This is a genomic window from Streptomyces bungoensis, assembly GCF_001514215.1.
Classification (GTDB): domain Bacteria; phylum Actinomycetota; class Actinomycetes; order Streptomycetales; family Streptomycetaceae; genus Streptomyces; species Streptomyces bungoensis.
The window spans coordinates 157,825-175,934 of the sequence record NZ_KQ948853.1; the positions used below are offsets into that span (position 1 = coordinate 157,825).

The 18,110-nt window shown below is 70.6% G+C and carries 21 protein-coding genes; 10 read left to right on the forward strand and 11 right to left on the reverse strand.

Translation table 11 applies throughout. The annotated features are described in order from the left end of the window. Nucleotides 1-24 precede the first annotated feature (24 nt). The 4 genes from AQJ66_RS08270 to AQJ66_RS08285 form a co-directional block, all read right to left on the reverse strand. Entirely contained in the window at nt 25-1,920 is a 1,896-nt protein-coding gene (locus tag AQJ66_RS08270) for a hypothetical protein (protein WP_063804026.1), read from the reverse strand. 396 nt (nt 1,921-2,316) lie between these two features. Beyond that, nucleotides 2,317-2,529, reverse strand: a complete 213-nt coding sequence (locus tag AQJ66_RS08275; protein WP_061918648.1) for a hypothetical protein — start codon at nt 2,527-2,529, stop codon at nt 2,317-2,319. 884 nt (nt 2,530-3,413) lie between these two features. After that, a complete protein-coding gene (locus AQJ66_RS08280) occupies nt 3,414-3,641 on the reverse strand; it encodes a hypothetical protein (RefSeq protein WP_061918651.1) in 228 nt (75 codons plus the stop codon). 335 nt (nt 3,642-3,976) lie between these two features. Then, a complete protein-coding gene (locus tag AQJ66_RS08285) occupies nt 3,977-4,474 on the reverse strand; it encodes a hypothetical protein (RefSeq protein ID WP_061918653.1) in 498 nt (165 codons plus the stop codon). Between the two features lie 236 nt (nt 4,475-4,710). On the opposite strand from AQJ66_RS08285, the gene AQJ66_RS08290 reads away from it, so the two are divergent. The 4 genes from AQJ66_RS08290 (at nt 4,711) to AQJ66_RS08305 (ending at nt 8,290) form a co-directional block, all read left to right on the forward strand. Then, nucleotides 4,711-5,001: a helix-turn-helix domain-containing protein gene (locus tag AQJ66_RS08290; RefSeq protein WP_159052538.1), complete on the forward strand. Its 291-nt coding sequence runs from the start codon at nt 4,711-4,713 to the stop codon at nt 4,999-5,001. Between the two features lie 115 nt (nt 5,002-5,116). Further along, a complete protein-coding gene (locus AQJ66_RS08295; RefSeq protein ID WP_061918657.1) occupies nt 5,117-5,719 on the forward strand; it encodes a sigma-70 family RNA polymerase sigma factor in 603 nt (200 codons plus the stop codon). Beyond that, nucleotides 5,716-6,687 (forward strand): BN159_2729 family protein, encoded by a 972-nt coding sequence (locus tag AQJ66_RS08300; RefSeq protein WP_061918659.1) that lies wholly within the window; start codon nt 5,716-5,718, stop codon nt 6,685-6,687. The genes AQJ66_RS08295 and AQJ66_RS08300 overlap by 4 nt, the downstream gene beginning before the upstream one ends. 1,252 nt (nt 6,688-7,939) lie before the next feature. Further along, entirely contained in the window at nt 7,940-8,290 is a 351-nt protein-coding gene (locus tag AQJ66_RS08305; RefSeq protein ID WP_244162775.1) for a helix-turn-helix domain-containing protein, read from the forward strand. Nucleotides 8,291-8,324: 34 nt separating this feature from the next. On the opposite strand, the gene AQJ66_RS08310 is transcribed toward AQJ66_RS08305, so the two are convergent. From AQJ66_RS08310 to AQJ66_RS08325, 4 genes are all read right to left on the reverse strand, one after another. Beyond that, the gene (locus AQJ66_RS08310; protein WP_063804027.1) at nt 8,325-8,582 is read right to left on the reverse strand and encodes a hypothetical protein; all 258 of its coding nucleotides are present in this window, start codon (nt 8,580-8,582) and stop codon (nt 8,325-8,327) included. Nucleotides 8,583-8,592: 10 nt separating this feature from the next. Continuing rightward, a complete protein-coding gene (locus AQJ66_RS08315) occupies nt 8,593-9,357 on the reverse strand; it encodes an IS3 family transposase (RefSeq protein ID WP_061918665.1) in 765 nt (254 codons plus the stop codon). Between the two features lie 8 nt (nt 9,358-9,365). Next, the gene (locus tag AQJ66_RS40840; RefSeq protein WP_079060133.1) at nt 9,366-9,815 is read right to left on the reverse strand and encodes a helix-turn-helix domain-containing protein; all 450 of its coding nucleotides are present in this window, start codon (nt 9,813-9,815) and stop codon (nt 9,366-9,368) included. Between the two features lie 129 nt (nt 9,816-9,944). Then, nucleotides 9,945-10,157: a hypothetical protein gene (locus AQJ66_RS08325; protein ID WP_061918669.1), complete on the reverse strand. Its 213-nt coding sequence runs from the start codon at nt 10,155-10,157 to the stop codon at nt 9,945-9,947. A 1,225-nt stretch (nt 10,158-11,382) separates the two neighbouring features. Here AQJ66_RS08325 and AQJ66_RS08330 point away from each other — a divergent pair. Then, on the forward strand, nt 11,383-11,682 hold the full coding sequence (locus AQJ66_RS08330) for a hypothetical protein (protein ID WP_159052540.1): 300 nt from the start codon (nt 11,383-11,385) through the stop codon (nt 11,680-11,682). Between the two features lie 408 nt (nt 11,683-12,090). Beyond that, nucleotides 12,091-12,306 (forward strand): hypothetical protein, encoded by a 216-nt coding sequence (locus AQJ66_RS38775; protein WP_159052541.1) that lies wholly within the window; start codon nt 12,091-12,093, stop codon nt 12,304-12,306. Nucleotides 12,307-12,324: 18 nt separating this feature from the next. Here the strand turns inward: AQJ66_RS38775 and AQJ66_RS08335 are convergent, their stop codons facing one another. Continuing rightward, the gene (locus tag AQJ66_RS08335; RefSeq protein ID WP_061918674.1) at nt 12,325-12,753 is read right to left on the reverse strand and encodes a VOC family protein; all 429 of its coding nucleotides are present in this window, start codon (nt 12,751-12,753) and stop codon (nt 12,325-12,327) included. A 44-nt stretch (nt 12,754-12,797) separates the two neighbouring features. Further along, nucleotides 12,798-13,451, reverse strand: a complete 654-nt coding sequence (locus tag AQJ66_RS08340; protein ID WP_061918676.1) for an HD domain-containing protein — start codon at nt 13,449-13,451, stop codon at nt 12,798-12,800. Here AQJ66_RS08340 and AQJ66_RS08345 point away from each other — a divergent pair. The 3 genes from AQJ66_RS08345 (at nt 13,450) to AQJ66_RS08355 (ending at nt 15,500) form a co-directional block, all read left to right on the forward strand. Next, entirely contained in the window at nt 13,450-13,953 is a 504-nt protein-coding gene (locus tag AQJ66_RS08345; protein ID WP_244162776.1) for a hypothetical protein, read from the forward strand. The genes AQJ66_RS08340 and AQJ66_RS08345 overlap by 2 nt on opposite strands. A 65-nt stretch (nt 13,954-14,018) precedes the next feature. Next, nucleotides 14,019-14,696 carry a maleylpyruvate isomerase family mycothiol-dependent enzyme gene (locus AQJ66_RS08350; RefSeq protein ID WP_061918678.1) on the forward strand — a complete coding sequence of 226 codons (678 nt, stop codon included), beginning with the start codon at nt 14,019-14,021 and terminating at the stop codon, nt 14,694-14,696. Nucleotides 14,697-14,780: 84 nt separating this feature from the next. After that, on the forward strand, nt 14,781-15,500 hold the full coding sequence (locus AQJ66_RS08355; RefSeq protein ID WP_061918679.1) for a copper homeostasis protein CutC: 720 nt from the start codon (nt 14,781-14,783) through the stop codon (nt 15,498-15,500). A gap of 45 nt (nt 15,501-15,545) precedes the next feature. Here the strand turns inward: AQJ66_RS08355 and AQJ66_RS08360 are convergent, their stop codons facing one another. After that, nucleotides 15,546-17,621: a HelD family protein gene (locus tag AQJ66_RS08360; protein ID WP_061918681.1), complete on the reverse strand. Its 2,076-nt coding sequence runs from the start codon at nt 17,619-17,621 to the stop codon at nt 15,546-15,548. A 286-nt stretch (nt 17,622-17,907) separates the two neighbouring features. On the opposite strand from AQJ66_RS08360, the gene AQJ66_RS08365 reads away from it, so the two are divergent. Further along, nucleotides 17,908-18,090, forward strand: a complete 183-nt coding sequence (locus tag AQJ66_RS08365) for a hypothetical protein (protein ID WP_061918683.1) — start codon at nt 17,908-17,910, stop codon at nt 18,088-18,090. Nucleotides 18,091-18,110 lie beyond the last annotated feature (20 nt).

Here is an 18,110-nt window from a genome sequence, read left to right on the forward strand (position 1 = left end):
TGTGAGGGATGGGGTGAGGTGGTGTCAGGGCTGAGTCGGATTCGACGGCGTGGTCGCTGGGGGTGAGGGCGAGGTGGAGGGAGGCTGCGAGGGCGAGGAACTCTGCGAGGGGGATGGGGCGCTGGAGTGGCTGGGGGACGGGTCGGGTGTGGGGTGGGTGGGGGTGGTGTCAGGCGGTGTGGTGGGGCCGGGGGTGGGCGGTGGCGGCGTGGCCTGGGGTGTGCCGGTGGGGGTGTGCTGGTCGCTGGTGGTCGGGTGGGGGAGTCCTGCGGGGTGTCGGTGAACGGGGGTGGCGGCAGGGGGCGGCTGGGTGGGTGGGTGTGGTGTTGTGTCGTGTGGGGGGGTGGGGTGGGAGGCGTGGGTGGGCGTGGGGGGTTGGAGGGCGGGGGTGACGGGGGCTGCTTTGGGGAGGGGCGCGGGCGTGAGGCCTTGGGTCCAGGCGGTGGCGAGGACGGCGCAGCCTGCGGTGGCGGTGGCGGCGAGTACCAGGCGTAGCAGGGGTTTGCCCTGGGTCGCTCTGGTGGTGGCGCGCCAGAGGCGTGCGGTGAGGCGTGCGGTGAGGTAGGTGCCTCCCGCCATGGGGCATAGCAGCATGAGGATGCCGATCACTGCGACCAGTCCGGCCGCCGTGTGCCCGTTGGTGAACGCGGCTATGGTTCCGAGGGTTTGGTCGTGCAGGGCGCGGGCGGCGGTGGTGAGCAGGCGGGGCAGGTTCCACAGGGCGTAGGCGGCTTCGGCGAGCAGCAACGGAACCATGGTCAGGACCCACAGGGTGACGATGGTGCGTGCGGAGCGTTTGAGGTCGGCGACCTCGGCGGCGGCGCGGTGGTGTCCGGGGAGCAGGCTGAGCAGGATCGGTTTGACCTTGCCGTACAGGTCGGGGACGCCGGCGAGGTCGCCGAGGATGTAGTAGCCGTCCAGGCGTACGGCGGGCATGAGTTGTTCGAGGACTTCGAAGTGGGCGAGATAGACCGCGGCGAGCAGAAAGGGCTGGCCGGTGAGGAGGTAGAGGGCGGTGAGGGCCAGCATGAAGATGACGTTGAAGTAGACGCCGCCCAGTCCGGTGCGCAGGCGGCCGGCTCTACCGATCCGGTACACGTCGGTGACGTCGGTGTACATGGAGGGCCAGATCAGGTAGATGCCGCATCCGATCTTCCCGGGCACCGCCCCGCTGTACCGGCAGGCGGAGGCGTGCCCGAACTCGTGGAAGAGGAGGGAGGCTACGGTCAGGAGGAAGATGATCAGCGTCCACACGGGCTGTTCGAGTACCTGCAGGACGGCTGTCATGGCTCCATGGACGGCGAAGAGCCAGACGTCCATGACGAAGGCGCCCGCCAGCGTCAGTGCCACCACCGGGGGGTGGTGCAGCCAGGCGAGGGCGGCGGCGATGCGGGCCACCTGTCTCTCGTGGAAGATCACTGTGTGGCTGCGCAGGGCGAGCAGCAGATCGGAGCGGGGGGCGGTGATGTCGCCGGGGTGTTCTCCTGGCGGGACGGTGATCCCGAGCGGGGTGAGCTTGTGCTCCACGAGGTGGAGGATGTTGTCGGTGGTGACTTCGGCCCCGTAGCGGGCGCTGACGCGGTGGGAGATCGTCTCCGTGTCGCGGACGCCGTCGATGCTTGCCACGACGAGGTAGAGCAGGCGCGACATCTGGATGACCTGCCCGTCGCCGCGGCGGACGAGGTACCGGCGTTCGGTGAAGCCCGATCCCTGGTATTCGCCCAGGGTTTGCAGGCCCGGGCTCGGTTGCGGGACGGGCGTGATGTTCAGGGCCGCGGGGGCGTGGACCGTCGTGGCAGGATCCGGTTGCGCGTGCTCGTCGAACGCATGGCTGGCGGCCGCCTGCCCGGGAACGGGTCCGGGGTGGGGAGGGTGGGCCTGAAGCGTGGTGCGGCTGGCGTGGTCTTCGGACGCCGGCATGGTGATCTCCTGGACGCATTTGACGGTCCGACACAGGTGCGCGATGCGCGGTGGATGCCGATGGGGCGTTCGGGCGCATCCCGGCGGCGGTCCCGAAGAGTGACGACCGCTCGAGGTGGTCACGGTCGGTGGGCGCGTGGTGGAGCGGGCGCCGCGCGGTGAGGGAGCGGCGGTCCCCGCCTGGACGGCTCGATCACTCGCGGGCCGGTGCGGTCGAACGCCGACCAGTGGCGTCCTGAGCCGACTCCCGCCCCCGTGGGACCGGATGACGCACCGTGGGGGCAAGCGGGCGAGGCGCGGTGCGGCAAGCCGGCCGAGGCCGCGCTGCAGATCGTCGTGAGGTGGGCCGGGCAGGCCTGGACTCGTATGCCGGTACGGCTCTGCCCGGCCCGTGCACTACTGCTGCACGCTGATGCTCTGCGTGGCCTCGGACTGGGCCACCGCATACGGCGAGCACTGGTTCAGCGCAGCCGACTCGTTGTGCGCGTCGACGTGCGCGATCTTCTTCGTGACGGTGGTCATCTTGGCGAAGTTGAACGAGAACTTGCCGAGTGCCTCACGCCGCGGCAGCAGTTCCGCGGTCTCGGTCTCGAGCTGGTCCATGTTCATGGAGGAGTCCTTTCATCCTTCGAGTGGTTGGTGAAACCCGACGAGTTCCGGTGCGTCGCCCCGGGACGTCGTGGCCGCCTCTGCGGTCTCGTCCCGGGCCTGCCGGCGCGTTCGGGCTGACAGTGAGCGAGCAGCAGGCTGTCTGCGCTCCCCGCGCCGGCAGGACCGGTGGACGGGAGGAAGTCCCTCCTCGGCGGCCCGGCCATGCGGAAACCCGGCCGTCGAGTCGGGGAACGGCGGATCTGGGGGAGGTCCGCCCCAACCGTCCGACGACTCCGAACAGTTCGTCCGGAGGGTCTGGACAGTAGCCGAAGCCAAAAGAAAAGTGCAAACACACTAAATGCGACATTCGTTCAAAGTCGCACTGCTGTTTCGGGTGGGACCGGGACCGTCCGCGCCCGCGCGGCACCGCGGTGCCGCGCGGGCCACCGGCCGGGGGTACCGGCCGGACGTGGTTGAGGGGTCTGCAGCCGGCGCCTCGCACCACCGGGCCGCGGTGCGCCATGGGGTCGTGAACGGCCGTGCGGGCGGCGTACCGGGAGAGTCGTGGCGGCCTCCGAAGACGCCCGGCGCCGGGCGTCTTCGGTGTTCCGGCCGGCCCCGGCCCACGGTCCCGCAACGCTTCACCCTGCGCAGATGGCTCCGCAGGCGAGCCGTCCACCACCGCTGGGCCAACGGGAGATTGCCGCTTCAACCTCTTGCTGGATGACGGGGTCTGCCGGCAGGACCGCCTGACGCCGCAGATCTCATCACGGCTCGTGACATCCCCGGGGCCGAGCAGCCCCACGCGATCAAGTGGTCCCATGGTGTGCTTCGCCGGGAAGGACCGGCCGCCGTACCCAAAGAAGGGGGAGGAGGACGTGTTCGCCGGCTTCACGCCGGACTCAGTTGACGATCAGTCGGTAGACCGTCAACTCGTCTCCTTCGATACGGACATGGAAGTCCGGGTGGCCCGTGCCGAGTATCGGAACGGCGTTGTTGACGGTCGTGAGTTCCGCGGCGCTGAGAACGGCGGCAGCAGCTTTCATCATGTCGGTGATCGTCTTCTGCGGTACCTGCCGCAGTGAGTCGCCGGAAAGCAGGACCACCGCCTCGCCGGTGCTGCTGCGCACGACAGCGGTCGTGGGGGCTCCACGTACGACAAGCACCTGTACACCCCTCTCGGCGTGGCCCTTTTCGACCCGCTCGATATGGCACGGCAGGAGGATATTCCCCGCTCTTCCGGTGACCATGAACCATGGTGCAGGCACTGGATTCCGGGAAGATTCCGCCGAGCTTAGCGGGAGAGCCATCGCCGAGGGGGGAGGACCCGGAGGGCGTGCATGTGCTCGATTCGACGCCCCGCACTTCCTCCGCGCTGCTGACACGTCCCTCCTCGAGCGAGCAGTTCAGTCCCGACGACAAGCGTCCGGCGATACACGGGAGAGGGGCGCCGGTGGGAGCGGTGTCATCGGCGCGTGGCCCTCGCGCTCTGGCCCTCCCGCAAGATCCTGGATGTCGAGGCCGCATCGATTTCCGCCTGGAGTGCGATCGCCTGAACGATGCTCCCGTTCAGGGTCCGGCGGATGATGGGGTCGGTGATTCTCCACGCCGTCATGGCCTCGTCCGGCGAGAGGGCCGCGTCCGGTTCGCGTCGTGGTGACTGAGGACCCCGCTGCTCGGGAATGAGACCGCTCTCCACCAGAACCCTCCGGTGATCGAGATTGAGGACGGTCGCCCACGTCGTCAACTGCGAGGACAGCGGCAACGTTTTGCCGTCCAGCGTCCGGCTGATGGTGGTCAGGCTCAGACCGGTCACGGCCGCCAGTTGCGCCCGGCCGCCCTGGCGTCGCCGGACGTCGTATCCGGCTGCCGTCGCGGCCTGGGTGAGATACGCACCGATCCGCTGCGCCTGAGCCTGCCGTCTGGCCCGGCTCTCATGGGGGGAATTCTCCGCACTCCGCATTGTCGGAGAGTAGCGTGCAAGCACATTGACACATGCCGGTTGCACGCGTGCACCTTCGCAGGTCAAGAGCTAGATCGGCATTTCCGCAGGCCACATACCGGATCTCGTATTCGTGTGCGAATTAAAATACCCTTGCGTCAGTCGTAATCCGGCAACTTGCATATGTTGCGCGCGTGTGGGTCAGCCGCACGACTGCACGTTGCTGAGGGGGTCTTTTGACCATGCTTCGCCTCCATATGGCCACGCTCCTGCTCAAGGCCAGGGAGCTGGGTGACGAAAGCGTCGCCGACATGGCACAGCGCACCGGGATCAGCAGGTCGACGCTCCACCGGCTCGCGACCGGAACGAAACAGCCCAGTCTGGCCACACTCTGGACACTGCGGGACGCCTACAGCGTCCTGCTGGACGCGCTCGTCTACGACGATCCGCAGACGATGCAGACCGGCCTTTCGCAGCGCTGGCGTGTGCTCGACCCGGAGCGGCAACGCTTGCCGCACGGTGACCGGGACCGGCGCGCGGCCGACTGACGACCGGCCCGGCGCTCATCCCCCTCCGCGTCCTCAAGGCGGTCTTCGCACGCCACCGCCTCACGTTCCGCCGACAGCCCCACCTCTGCCTCTTTCCAACGACCGGGAGCACCCTTTGAACATCCAGGCTCACGACGCCACCCTCGACGGCAGTGCCGACACCAGGGAATCGGCCCTCATCGCCCTCGCCCAGCAGGGCGATCACGAGGCCTTCGCCGAGCTGTACCGCATGCATCACGGTGTCATCGCCGCACTCGTCGCCCGGCGCGTCAGATCGAACACCGCCCTGGCCGAGGACCTCACCGCGGACGTCTTCATGAAGGCATGGGCGAAGATCCCCACCTTCACGTGGAACGGTACGTCGATCCGTGCCTGGCTGTGCACCATCGCACGCCACGCGGTCGCTGACCACTTCAAGACCGCCACGACCCGCCACCTCACCTTCGTCGGCCAGATCACCCAGGTGGGAGACGCCTGGGCCCCGGTGGTGAGCAACCCCGAAGAAACCGTTCTCTCCTCGCTCGCACTCGACGACCTCCGGCACGCCCTGTCCGAGATCACCCCCCGTCAGCAGGCCGTCATCCGGTTGCGGTTCCTGGGCGAGATGTCCGTCCGTGAGACCGCCCGCACCATGGGCACCACTGACGGCGCCGTCAAGACGCTCCAATGGCGCGCGCTCGACTCCCTCCGCAAGGCCTACCTGGGGGCCGCGGCATGACCATCGCCGACGGCAGTGGGACGGACGTCGAGCGGGAACTCACCGCACGGCTCCGCGAACTCGCCCGCGTCTTCATCGCCGACCTGCAGGCACAGGGCCGCCTGGTGGAGACCGGCGGCGCCGACACCCTCCAGGGGCTCGGACAACAGAACCTGGCGCGTCGTCGTCCGCCGGAGTCGGAACCCGCCGATCCCGAGGCCGGATCCACCGAGACCGATGCATCTCCCGCCACGGGCGCGACGCCCCCGTGGGAGCCGGTCACGACGCCCCACGCCGGCGGGGACACGCCTGGCCTGTTCACCACGCCCCGCCCGCCGCACATCCCCGGCGTGTCCGAGCCTCACCCCGCGAGCACCCACGAGCCCGACGCACCGGCCACCACGCCCGTCCCGGCCCAGCTGCCCGCTGCACTCGAACCGGCTCCCTCCCGGAGCGCCGGTGCCCAGGAGCCGCGCACGGATGTCGGCGGCCAGACGCAGCCACCGGCCGCCGTCGCGGCGGCCAGGCTGCGGTCCGAGAACAACGACCGGCTCGAGGTCACCCGGATCACCTCGGATCACGAACGCGTCACCGTCCACATCCACGCTGTGTCCCTGGGGGACTGGGAGTACTGGCTGAACGAGATCGGTGCACCCCTGAACGTGCCGACTCACCGCAGTGGATGGGCGCAGACCGCCATCGGGCACCTTGACGGTGTGGAGGTCCATCTGACCGCGGACGCCGTGCCCCGCCTCTTGGAGGAAGCGGCGCAGCTAGCCGCTGAACCCTTCCTTCTGTGGGGCCGCGTCTACGACCTCGCTGTCGGTTACATCGACCGCCTGGGGCAGATCTGGCATCACCACAGCCGGCGTGGAGAGGACGGCGTCCCCCTGTTCACCCTGGGCGGTTCCAGCGGCACGCTCCACCCGCTCCCCTGCATCGTGATGGCCAACGGGCCCCTCACCCCCGTCGTCACCCCTGGAAACTGAGCGCGCGTCATACCACCGGCCCCGCGACAGGCCCCGGGGCAGCAGAGCCGGGGCGCACGGAGGACGACGGCTGCTCAGAGCCGCAGGAGGTTCTCCGGTTGTGGGAAGAACGAATGCGACACCTTTTGCGGACTGGGCCGCCGGGCTCGCTCCACCGCCGTGTCCTCCTACGCCGCACTCGGCGCAGCGACGCCTTCTCGCCTGTACGGGTAACGCCTGCGTTTCGTTCTGCTGCCACAGACTCGTGCCCGGCCGCCGTCGTACGCTTCGGGGCTCGGCCGGGCCGCGCAGGACGTCGCCTTGTGGAAGCGGGGGTCCGATGTGCGTGACCGCGGCGACTTTCCTGCTGGGTCGATGCGTCGGCGCGACGGGACACGCAGAAGCCGACGACCCGGTCTGAAGGAGGCGCTCTGGAAAGCCTCGGCGCCGACGGCGGCCAGGCAGCCGGCCGGTCTTCGTACATCACGCGGGACCGGAACATTCGCTGACCGTCCCCATACGCAACACCCGCGTGGTTCAGCGCACCCGGAGATGCTGATCACGTCTGGTGGGCGACCAGGTCCCCGTGCTCGGGCTTGGCCCGGCATCCGCCATCGGGCGGCCCGAAGGCTCGATGCCCCGCTGCGGTGAGCCGCGGCCGGTGGCGCCCGGCCTGCACTCGGAACGCCGAGTCGGAGCGGCTGGTCTTGCCGGGCACCAGCGCTGCCGACATTCGTCCGGACCGCCAGCGGGAACGGGCAGGCCGTGTCCGACCCGGGCGGCGGCGCATCGCGTCTCCCGTACGCCCGGCTCCGGCCTGCGTGATCGCAGGCGCGGTGGCGCCGTGCCGCTCGGCCGTCCGCGCGCGCCTCGGGGTCTGCTCGTCGGCCGGCGCCCGGGCCCGCGCCCGAGTTGCGCCCTGTTCATCGACGAGCGGCGGCCGCGGGGCCGGGCTGTTGCGTGTGGAACCGGCCTTGGGCGGGGTGGCCGCCGCGCGGGCGGGGGCGCTTGACGGCTGTGTGCTGTGGAGGACAGCGCGGGGTGAGGCGCGGCTCGCGGAGCGTCTCACTCCGGCGGAGGTAGTGCTGGTTCTCGATGCCGGCCGAGCCGTCCGCAGGTGTCGATCATGACGTGAAGTCGGCGGTCAGGGTAGCGCAGGCCGCTGGTGGAGGAACAGGTACGGAACGCCCCGCCGATACGGCCGTTAGACTCATTGACAGGCGGTCACTCCCTCTCCACAGGAAGAACCGGCGTGCCCAACACACTGCAGGAAATGATCAAGCGCAAGTTGGATCAGAACGGCTGGTCCTACAGCGATGTAGCGCGCCGCGGTGGCATCTCCCGTTCGACGGTCCACCACCTGGCGACGTCGGAGCGGCTGGCGCAGATGCCCCAGCAGACCACTCTGGAGGGCTTGGCCAAGGGACTGGGCATCCCCGTGGCGCCGGTGCATCGGGCCGCCGCCGACGCCGCGGGCGTCAACCTGTACCTCGAGGACGCACTCGAGGCCGCCGATCCGGAGGTGGCGATCCTCATCGCGAGCGTGCACAAGCTGAGCCCGGCGGACCGTCGGCATGTGGCCGTTCTCGTCGAGTCGTTGCTCCACGCGAACGGCACCCTCTAGGGAAGGAATGTGCTGCGCTCGCACGCCGGGCTCGTCACCTCGGGTGCGCAAGCGGGCACGGTTCAAGTGTTCGTGCCGCGTCGAGCCAGTCGATGACGGCGTGCACGGTGACGCAGTCGAGTTCGGCCAGTTTGAAGACGGCCTGGACGTCGGCGGCAGCGAGGGGAACACACACCCGGTCCAAGGCGCCGTACAGGTGCAATCGATGGGCGTGGTTGGTGGAGGTGTCCTGCCTGGTGTGGATGTCGGGCCTGGGGCCGCCTGTGGCGGGCACGGCTGGTGTCGTTTCCATGGGATCCGCCTTACGGTGTGGACGGGCTCGCTGGTCCGGCGGCCCACGCCTGCCGGGCGAAGCGGTCGAGGGTCTTGCCGAGCCTGCCCTCGGCACAGTATGTGTCCGGCCAGGGGGACGGGTCGTGCAGTTCGCGGTGGACGGCCCTCCAGAAGGTCTCCACGACCGCGTGGTCGTAGCGGTTTCCCACTGTTGCGCCGACGGGCGTGCAGCGAAGCGAGTCGGCCCGCTCGGTGAAAGAGCATGCCGGCAAGGGCTCGTGCAGGCCCTGGGGGGCCGGTTGCGCGTGAACGACGCGGGTGAGGGCGGCCATGAGGGCGCAGGGGACGAGGGTGCGGTGCGCGGTCGCGGCGGTGCTCCAGCCGAGCAGGCAGTGCGATGCGGTGTCGAGGACGACGGCCGTGTACAGCGGGCCCTTCGCTGTGGTGAGGGTGAGCACGTCGACGATCCAGCGCCGGCGCCGGGCCGAGGTCGCCGCCTGCGGGGTCTGTTCGCGCGGTCGTCCTGCTTGGCCGCGGATGCCGGCCCCCCTCATGACGGCCTCCACGGTGGAGTGGCTGATGTCGATCCCGTAGCGGCGGCCGAGTTCCTGCCTCACTCTGCGGTATCCGTAACGGGAGCCGGACTCCTGGTGGATGCCGAGGATCAGCCGGGTCAGTGAGGCCCGGCGCAGTGCGCGTGGGGAGGGTGAGCGTGTGCGCCAGGCGTAGTACCCGGACTCCGAGACGCCAAGGAGCGCGGCGACGCGGCGTGCCGGGAACCCGTGCGACGCCATGTGGTGGATCACCTCGTACCGTCTTTTGGGGGCATCATCTGCCGCATCGTGGCGATGACTTCGCGGCACAGGAGGAGTTCCCCCTCCAGTTCGTCGATGCGGGTGCGGGCCTGCGCCAGGTTCGACCCGGACGCGGCGGAGCGCCGCCAGCGGTAGACGGTCTGCGGTGAGACGCCCAGTTGCCGTGCCACTTCCCTTGCCGGGCACCCTTCCAGGACGAGTTGCATTGCGCGGGCGCGCAAGGCTGCGGGGTGAGGACTGCTCACCGGATTCCCCTCGTTCATGCCGTCGCCGCCGATGGATGGGTGAAAGCCGGGTGCGGGGACCGGTTCCCCGAGCGTCTGCCGGCGGATCCCGCCGGGTCCACCGCCCGCCCGACGTTCGGGGCCGGCGCGCACCACGGTGTTCCATCCCCAACTGGTAGGTACCGCGGGAAGTCCGTTACCGGCGGCAGGCATGGACCGTCCGGTGCCCGCACGGGCCACCGGCAGCCGGGCCGTGTCCAGCTCGTCGTGCCGGGTGAGCCCGATTCCTGTCCCGGCGCAGGGACATGCTCCGGGGGGACCGTCCCTGCGCCGGGGATCGTGCTACTGCCGGACGCTGATGGTCTGGGAGGCCTCGGACTGGGCGACCGCGAACGGCGAGTACTGGTTCAGCGCAGCCGACTCGTTGTGGGCGTCCACGTGCGCGATCTTCTTCGAGACGGTCGTCATCTTGGTGAGGCTGAAGGAGAACTTGCCCAGCGCCTCGCGGCCGGGCAGCAGTTCGGCGGTCTCGGCCTCAAGCCAGTCGTTGTTCATGAGGAAAACCTTTCCTGATGGAAGGGGGATGTACGTGAGATCAGGAGCCGGGCCGGGCGGCGAAACAGACCAACTGCCAGCCGCCCTGCTGCGCTCCACCTCCGGTCGGCGCCATCGGCCATCGGGTCTGCCGGCCACTGCAGAGGCCCGCCGGACCCGGCTCGACGGCATCGCGCGGATTCCGTACGGGAACGGTCACTCCGGACGGCAAGGCCATGCACAACCCCGCCGTCCGGAGTCTCCGGACGATTCGTCCGGAGAGCTTGGACGGTAGTCGACGGGAACGTGCAGTGCAAACCGCCTATTTCCGACATCCGTTCAGAAGTGTGCATCTGTTCCCTTCTCTGCCTCTGAACCTCAACCGCGGTGCATGTGTGGCGCGTTGGGGTCGCGGCTCCAGCCCGGCCGACGGGGGTGCCGGCAGGAGGCGGACGCCGGCCGGGCCGCCACCTTGCCGGAGCAGCGAAAACGCCCCCCTCCGGAGATCGGCGGCCACCTCGGCCGGCGGTCCCTGCCCGGTGCCGTGAGGGCGGTGGTGGCCCTGACTGCCGTCCATTCGCGGGTGCGCGTCCGAGATGCACCGTCGCCGAAGACCCCTCCCGGAGCCCGGGCCGACTGCCCCGGACTGCCAACTCGCCGGTGCTGGACGGTGCGCCGCATCGCCCGGTGTCCCGGGCGACCCGCCCCCTTTGCGCGACCGCCGCGCGGCGGTCGACACGCCGAACCCTGTGTGTCCTTCCCCCGGAGGCGGTCGACGGGCGCCGCTCCGCGAGAAACGCACTCCATGGAATTCAGGGCATTGTCGAAAGCTCGCGTCATCAGCTTCGACGCAAACCGCCACGCGCTTTCTCGTCGCACGACTCCGAAAAACAAGGGGCGTTTGGAGCGGCGCTTTACCGCCACCGGGTCTAATCTGTCGCAACCTTGGAACTGCGGGCTGGCTGACCGGAGTTCACCCGGTCGGCCGCCTTCTCCGCGCAGGGCGGGAATATTTCATAAGGGTGCGTCAGTGTCGCTGAGCTGCCGCTTTCGATGTAGCGCTCGTATGTGCGCTGGAGCTGACGGAAATTCAGCCGGCTTCAAGTCGGACGGCATTTGTGTAGCTTTGTGTTCAGCGGCAGGGCCAAATCGGACCTACTGCTTGAAAGGAGATCAGGTGAAGACCATTGCTAAGGCGGTAGCGGGCACGCTTTTGGCGGCCGGCGCTGTCATGGCCCCTCTCTCGATGGAGGCATCCGCTGCCCCGGCGGCGGCCCTCCAGACGGCAGTGGCCCCCTCGTTCCAGCCGGGCAACCACCACGCCTATGGCTACCGTCACTTCGATGACTGGCGGCGGTACTGCGACGACGACCGCTACGGCCGCTGGGGACACCGCAACCACTGCGATGGCTGGGGGCGGTACTGCGACGACGACCGCTACGGCCGCTGGGGTCACCGCAACCACTGCCGCGACGACCGCAACTACGGCTGGGACCAGTACAGGTACGGCTACCACCACCGTGTCTCCTACTGGGACTGCGACTAACGTCAACAGCCCGTGCGACACCCGGGCCGCCCGCCGTCAGCACCCCTGACCGCGGGCGGCCCGCAGACGCGGCCCCTGACCACCAGGTCGTTCACACGGCGGCGGCCCGGGGGCCGCGCTCGGCCGGGTCTGGACGACGAAGGCGTCTGCGGCGGTTGGGCGTTCGGGCACCGGGCATCGTTGCCGACTGGGGGGCGCCCCCGTTCGAGTCGGCTCTGGTGGCGGTCCGGTGCCCCGGCTCGAGCTCGGAGGCCCCCGCAGACGCCGGCCCCTGTACCCGCCGGCAAGGCCTACCACTCCCGCGGTGACGAGGCTCTGCGCAGCCGGCGGACCGGGTACGCGACCACCGGGAACACCGTGCCAGAGCCTTCACCATCTGCTCGCAGTCCTCCGGAGGAGGCTCACGTCGTGGCCGTCTCCGAATGGACGGGCAAGGACGCGGCGGCCCGGCCCACCCGCCCGCAGGCAACGCGGTCGTCCGGTGGCGGTGGTGACTCTCGGCCGGATGTGGACGGACCGAACGACAACATGGATGAGATCGTCATCAACGCCCCCGCCGGCCACACTCCCGCATCGGATCTCTGCTGTCGGACGCAGTCGATCGGCAGCCGTGCGGGGGCGTGATGTTCGCCTCCGAGAGGCTCAGTCGAGGCAGAACTCGTTGCCCTCGATGTCCTGCATCGTGATGCACGCGTCGTGGCCGTCGTACTGCGTCTGCACGTGCACCGCGCCGAGCGGAGCCAGACGTGCGCGTTCGGCCTCCAGTGCGGCGAGGCGCTCTTCGCCCACGAGTCCGGTGCCGACCCGCACGTCGAGGTGCACCCGGTTCTTGACGACCTTCCCCTCGGGGACCCGCTGGAAGTACAGCCGCGGCCCCACACCCGTGGGGTCACTGCATGCGAACCACGAACCCTGCTCCTCGGGCGGCAGCGAGCGCTGGTAGTCGTCCCAGGAGGCGAACCCCTCCGGTGGCGGCGGTACGACGTACCCCAGCACCTCGCACCAGAAGCGAGCGACGCGCTCCGGATCCGCGCAGTCGAAGGTGACCTGGAACTGCTTGATCGACGACATCGGCGGACCATAGCAGGGGGCTCTGTTGCTCCTCCACCGACAATTCACGCCGACAGCATGTCCAGTTCCGCCGACAGGTTGTAGCGAGCCGTCGCCTCCCAGTGCTCCCGCCCGTGCGGGGTGCTGAAGAGGTGGGGGAGGGCGAGGAGTTGCCGCAGGATGTCGGCGCGGCCCGCGCGGAACGCCTCGTTCGGGACGAAGTGGTACTCCTCGCGGACCTCGGCGGTGTAGGCGGCGTACGCCGACGGCGGTGCGGCCAGGATCGCCAGGTCCGCGTCGCACAGGACCTGGCCGTCGCGGTCGTCGTCCGCCGGGGCGTGGGTCACGGTGAGCCGGACCAGTCGGGCCACCTCCGCCGTCTTCGCGTCCGGCACGCCGGCCTCCGGCAGCGCGCGCTCGGCGAGCCGGGCCGAGCGCTCCTCGTTCTCGGACCGCTCCGGCAGGTACACCGCGTCGTGGAACCAGGCGGCCAGGCGCACGGCGTCCGGATCGGCGGCGTACTTCTCCAGCGCGTCGACGTGGTCCAGGACCGCCGTGAGGTGGGTCAGCGTGTGGTAGTGGCGCTGGGGTTCCTGCCAGCGGGCCAGCAGGTTGTCGGCGTACGGCGCCGGGTCGGGTCCGCCGTCTGGGCCGCGGGCGCCCTCCAGGGCGCGGGCGAAGCGGGTGCGCAGAGTGTCCAGGTCGGCGTGAGAGGCCATGGGGCCATTGTCCCCGGGCGGGGCGACCTGGTCCCGTGATCTTCAACTGATCCTCAACTCGGCTCGCACCGTCTTGCCCGGTCCTCCCCCTTCTCGCGGACCGACGCGCAAGTACCGGGCGGGCGGTGATCCACTCAAAGGCGTCATCGAGTCGCCGGTCTTCGGCCACAGCGACACCCACACGCTGCTTCAGCTCTCGGATCTCGTCGTCTCCTCCCTGCTCTTCCCCATCGCATGCCACGCCTACCTGAGCGACGTGACGTGGAACGTGCACTGCGACGACGCCTATCGGCCGCTGAGGGAACATTTCGGGGAGCGGCTGAAGAAGCTTCAGTTCCGTTACCAGGACCCGGCGGGCACGTGGCGCGGCGGGATCGTGGTGTCCGACCGACGGACGACGCAGCCGTCGAGCCTCATGTTCGGAACCGGTAAGCCCGTCACGTCCGAAATCCGTATCCCTGCGCAGCAGGCGGACAACGGGGGTCTGCCGAGCACCTTGTAGTGCGCGCCGCAGCCCGCGTGTCGCGGTCCACGACATCACCCGGCGTCCGCACTAGCGTGGCCCCCATGACGACTCCCGCGGATGTGACCGACGTACGAGACCCGGAACTGCCCGGACGGCTGCTCGCCGCCGAGCGGGACGCGTTGATACCGCTGTTGCGGTCCCGGCCCGACGCGGACTTCGCGTTGCCGACCGCCGCGTGTCCGGGGTGGAGCGTGCGGGACGTGCTGGCGCACTGTTCCGCCGTGCTGACGCGGGTGGTGGAGCGCCGGTTCGAGGAAGGTGTGTTCTCGCCCGAGTCCAACGACCGGGACATCGCCGAGCGTGCCGAGTGGACGAACGCGCAGGTCGTGGACGAGCTGGAGCGCGGCATGACCGAGGCCGGGACGGTGATCGGCAAGGCGGGCGGGGTGCTGGACATGATCGCGCTCGGGGAGTGGGTGCACGCCGGGGACGTGCGCGAGACCCTCGGGGAGCCGGGGGCGTACACGGGCGCGGCGCTGCCGGACGCGCTGGTGCTGCTGGCGCGCATCACCCGGGAGAAGGAGCACGTGCCGCTGCACGCGGACCTCGACGACCTCGACGAGCCGGTGCGGCTGGGCGCCGTGGCCGGGGACGGTCCGCCCGCCCGGTTCATCGGGGACGCCGCCACGCTCGTACGGCTGTACGCGGGGCGGCCGCTGAACGGTGCCGGGTACGAGCTGGCCGGCGCGGAGGCGGAGCGGCTGAACATCTTCGGCTGAGACGCGGGACCCCGTCCGGCGAAGCATGGGCTAAATTGGACTAGACCTGTAGGGGACCTGTAGCCCGCCGACGAATGGGGTGCCATGAGCAAGCGTGCAGTCCTGGAGGTGATCGCGCTCGACGTCGAGGACGCGGTCGCCGCCCAGGCCGGGGGCGCGGACCGACTCGAGCTGGTCACCGACATGGCGGCCGACGGGCTGACCCCGCCGGCCGCCACCGTCGCCGGGATCCGGGCCGCCGTCGACATCGACCTGCGCGTGATGCTGCGGCTGGCGGACGGGTTCGCGGCGGGTGACGTGGACCGGCTGGTGCGGGTGGCGCACGAGATGCGGGACGCGGGGGCCGACCAGTTCGTGTTCGGGTTCCTCGACCCGTTCGGCGGGGTGGACCTGGCCGCGGTGGAGCGGGTGGTGGCCGCACTGGACGGCTGCCCCTGGACGTTCCACCGCGCGATCGACCGCGCCGCCGACCGCGACGCCCTGCGGGGGCGACTCGCCGGTCTGCCCGGCCTGGACACCTACCTGACGGCGGGCGCGGCCGCGGGTGTCGACGCGGGCCTGTCCACGCTGGCCGCGGAGGCGCGGAGGGGCGGGCAGCCCGGGTACGGGCAGCAGATCCTGGTGGGCGGCGGGCTGCGCCTCGACCACGTGCCGCGGCTGCTGGCCGACGGCCTCGAAGCGTTCCACATCGGCGGGGCGGCCCGTCCCGGCGGGTGGCGGGGCCCCGTCTCGGCGGCGGAGGTCGCGCGCTGGCGGACCGTGCTCGACGGGGACGCCGTGCGGCCCGAGCTGAGCCCCGTCTAGGCCGTTCCGCGGTCTGGTCCCCTCGACCGGGAACGGCACAGCGCCCTACTCCGCGAGCTGGGCCGGCAGCGGTCCCGCGTGCGCGACGACCAGGCCCGACACCGCTCGGGTCAGGGCCACGTACAGCCGGCGCAGGCCCGTCCGCTCGTCGGGCTCGCCGTCCACCACGGCCCGCGGCTCGTCCAGGACGACGTAGTCGTACTCCAGGCCCTTGGCGAGGGAGGCGGGGACGAGGGTGAGGCGGGTCTCGCGGGTCGTCTCCTCACCCGGCGCGAGATACGTGATCCCGGCCGCCGCCAGTGCCTCGGCGAGTACGGGGACGCGGGCGTCGGCGGCGATCAGACCGGTCGAGCCCTCGTTGCGCAGCAACTCGGCGCAGGCGGCCACGACGTCCTCCGGCGCGGTGACGGGACGGACCTCGAAGAAGCCCGGGTTCTCGCGGACGGACGCGACCGGCGTCAGGCCGGGCGCGATGTGGGGCAGGAGCCGGGAGGCGTACGTGATGACGTCCGTCGGGACACGGAAGCCCGCCGTCAGCTCCTCGATGACCCCCTCCGGTTTGCCCAGGTGGGCCAGCGCCTCGTCCCAGCTCCGGGTCGCCCACGGCGTGGTGCCCTGCGCCAGGTCGCCCAGCACCGTGGCGCTGCCGGTGGTGCAGCGGCGTCCCACGGCCCGGTACTGCATCGGCGACAGGTCCTGCGCCTCGTCCAGGACCACGTGCCCGAGCGAGTGCGTGCGCTGGACCAGGTCGGTGGCCTCGTCGATCAGCACCGCGTCCGCCGCCGACCACTTCGCCGTCTTCACGCTCCGCGCCGGCTTCGCCCACAGGATCGTCTTCTGCTCGTCCTCGTCGAGGATCCCCGCCGCGTGCTCCGCGAGGAAGTCCGCGTCGCCGAGCAGCCGCAGCACCAGCTTCGCCGGGTCGACGGCCGGCCAGATCTCCTTCACCGCGGCCTTCACCGCGCTGTTGCGGGCGACCGCGTCCTGCACCCGGTCGTCGGGGGCCTCTCCGGAGCGCTCCATCTGCACCAGCACCGCGTGCGCGATGCGCTGCGGCAGGGCCTCGCGGGCGGCGCCGTAGCGGATGTCCCGCTCCAGCAACTGCCGTACCAGCTCCTCCAGTTCGTACGCCGGCACCCGCCAGCGCCGCGAGCCGCGCACGACGACGACGGGCTCGGTGGGCATGGTCACGTGCGAGTACAGGGCCCGGCGCAGCACCTCGGCCATCCGGGCGTCGCCCTTGACGACCGCTGCGGCCGCGTCGTCCGTGCCGCGCACCTCCAGGTGGGCGACCAGGTCGTCCACGGTCGCCTGCTGCACGGTCAGCTCGCCGAGGGCGGGCAGGACCTGCTCGATGTAGTGCAGGAAGGACTTGTTCGGTCCGATGACGAGCGTGCCGGTGCGGGCGAGGCGCTCGCGGTGGGCGTACAGGAGGTAGGCCACCCGGTGCAGGCCCACGGCGGTCTTCCCGGTGCCCGGGCCGCCCTGCACGCACACCGTGCCGGACAGGCCGGACCGGACGATCTCGTCCTGCTCGGGCTGGATGGTCGCGACGATGTCGCGCATCGGTCCGACGCGCGGCCGTTCGATCTCCTGCTGGAGCAGCTTGCTGGTGGTGGCGGCCTCGGCCGGGTCGGACAGGTGCTCGTCCTCGTAGGCGGTCAGGTCGCCGCCGGTGTAGCCGAAGCGGCGGCGCAGCCCGATGTCCATGGGGTCCTTCTTGGACGCCCGGTAGAACGGCTGCGACACCGGGGCGCGCCAGTCGATGACCATGGGGTCGCCGCCGGCGTCGTGCACGTGCCGCCGCCCGATGTAGAAGCGCTCGCCCTCCGCGCCCTCCGCCTGCTCGGCGCCGGGTGCGTGCAGGAAGTCGAGCCGGCCGAAGAACAGCGGGGTGTCGCTGAGGTCGGCCAGCGCCTTGATGCGCTCGTCGATCTGGTGGGCCAGCACCGCGGCGTTGACCCAGTTCGCGGTGACGTCGGTGATGTCCAGCGACTCGACGTCCTCGCGCATGGCGCGCAGCGCGGCCCGGGAGGAGGCGAGGTGGGAGCGCTCGCGGGCGAGGGGGTCCTCGAGCCGGTCGTGGGGATCGGCGAGCCGGTCGTGGGCGGGCGTGGACAAGGGGGTGCCTCCGGATCTGCTCTTCCAGGACTGGGGCCGACCGGTTTCCGTCCGGGCGGTGGCACTCCGTGAGGGAGGCGGGCAAGAGCGGAGATTTTAAGGGCAACGGGCGGGACGGGGCCAATGAATTTCCGCCGTCCGTGCACACCCTCTCGCGGGCCGTCCCCTGGGGGACGCGGACATCCCGCGGTAAGGGACGTGTCCACCCGCGGGCCTACCCGGACGGCCCGCGGATTGGACCCTTGGGCCGATTCCGCAACCGTGCCCGGAGTTCCACCATGGAGGCATGAGCGCAGCAACCATCCATCCCGCCTCCGTCCGGCCTCCGACCGGTGCCACGGCCGTGGACGGCCCCCACCACCACCTCCTGGGCAACGTCCTGCGTGCGGTCAAGGTGTTCGTGGAGGCCCTGTTCGACGTGGTGATCCTCGGCGAGTACGGCGAGCAGGCGGGCATACGCCGCGGGTAGCGGCCCGCCCGCCCCCGCCC

What these genes read in the sequence shown, in the direction of transcription:
- AQJ66_RS08355 (WP_061918679.1), top strand. Translation starts at nt 14,781, where the DNA reads ATGAGCAAGCGTGCAGTCCTGGAGGTGATCGCGCTCGACGTCGAGGAC.
- AQJ66_RS08330 (WP_159052540.1), top strand. Translation starts at nt 11,383, where the DNA reads ATGGAGGCATCCGCTGCCCCGGCGGCGGCCCTCCAGACGGCAGTGGCC.
- AQJ66_RS08340 (WP_061918676.1), bottom strand. Translation starts at nt 13,451, where the DNA reads ATGGCCTCTCACGCCGACCTGGACACTCTGCGCACCCGCTTCGCCCGC.
- AQJ66_RS08300 (WP_061918659.1), top strand. Translation starts at nt 5,716, where the DNA reads ATGACCATCGCCGACGGCAGTGGGACGGACGTCGAGCGGGAACTCACC.
- AQJ66_RS08345 (WP_244162776.1), top strand. Translation starts at nt 13,450, where the DNA reads ATGGGGCCATTGTCCCCGGGCGGGGCGACCTGGTCCCGTGATCTTCAA.
- AQJ66_RS40840 (WP_079060133.1), bottom strand. Translation starts at nt 9,815, where the DNA reads ATGCCTGCCGCCGGTAACGGACTTCCCGCGGTACCTACCAGTTGGGGA.
- AQJ66_RS08310 (WP_063804027.1), bottom strand. Translation starts at nt 8,582, where the DNA reads ATGGAAACGACACCAGCCGTGCCCGCCACAGGCGGCCCCAGGCCCGAC.
- AQJ66_RS08285 (WP_061918653.1), bottom strand. Translation starts at nt 4,474, where the DNA reads ATGCGGAGTGCGGAGAATTCCCCCCATGAGAGCCGGGCCAGACGGCAG.
- AQJ66_RS08335 (WP_061918674.1), bottom strand. Translation starts at nt 12,753, where the DNA reads ATGTCGTCGATCAAGCAGTTCCAGGTCACCTTCGACTGCGCGGATCCG.
- AQJ66_RS08275 (WP_061918648.1), bottom strand. Translation starts at nt 2,529, where the DNA reads ATGAACATGGACCAGCTCGAGACCGAGACCGCGGAACTGCTGCCGCGG.
- AQJ66_RS08290 (WP_159052538.1), top strand. Translation starts at nt 4,711, where the DNA reads ATGGCCACGCTCCTGCTCAAGGCCAGGGAGCTGGGTGACGAAAGCGTC.
- AQJ66_RS08315 (WP_061918665.1), bottom strand. Translation starts at nt 9,357, where the DNA reads ATGGCGTCGCACGGGTTCCCGGCACGCCGCGTCGCCGCGCTCCTTGGC.
- AQJ66_RS08305 (WP_244162775.1), top strand. Translation starts at nt 7,940, where the DNA reads ATGATCAAGCGCAAGTTGGATCAGAACGGCTGGTCCTACAGCGATGTA.
- AQJ66_RS08350 (WP_061918678.1), top strand. Translation starts at nt 14,019, where the DNA reads ATGACGACTCCCGCGGATGTGACCGACGTACGAGACCCGGAACTGCCC.
- AQJ66_RS08325 (WP_061918669.1), bottom strand. Translation starts at nt 10,157, where the DNA reads ATGAACAACGACTGGCTTGAGGCCGAGACCGCCGAACTGCTGCCCGGC.
- AQJ66_RS08270 (WP_063804026.1), bottom strand. Translation starts at nt 1,920, where the DNA reads ATGCCGGCGTCCGAAGACCACGCCAGCCGCACCACGCTTCAGGCCCAC.
- AQJ66_RS08365 (WP_061918683.1), top strand. Translation starts at nt 17,908, where the DNA reads ATGAGCGCAGCAACCATCCATCCCGCCTCCGTCCGGCCTCCGACCGGT.